This window comes from Streptococcus mitis, from assembly GCF_946188615.1.
GTDB lineage: Bacteria > Bacillota > Bacilli > Lactobacillales > Streptococcaceae > Streptococcus > Streptococcus mitis_BZ.
The window spans coordinates 1-279 of the sequence record NZ_CAMHVK010000029.1; the positions used below are offsets into that span (position 1 = coordinate 1).

The 279-nt window shown below is 34.1% G+C and carries 1 protein-coding gene; it reads right to left on the reverse strand.

Annotation, left to right across the window (positions count from 1 at the left end):
• Positions 1-53: 53 nt before the first annotated feature.
• The coding region (locus OCF95_RS09785) for a hypothetical protein (RefSeq protein WP_261105341.1) at positions 54-279 on the reverse strand (226 nt) is incomplete at its 5' end.

Below are 279 nucleotides of genomic sequence, written 5' to 3' on the forward strand. Positions count from 1 at the left end.
AATAACAAATTTAATACATTTTTTCTAAACTATTCAATATATCCAATGCAAAATTAATATTCAATCAAGTGTTTTTTCTTTTTTTTAGAAATATTAGCCCTAAACCAACATTCACTGCCAATCTTCTTCCTTTTTGCTGAGGAAGATTGGCCCTGAGCTAACATCTGTTGCCAGTTTTCCTCTTTTTGCTTGAGGAAGATTGTTGCTAACATCTGTGCCAGTCTTCTTCTATTTTGTATGTTGGACACAACGACAGCATGGCTTGATGAGCAGTGCATA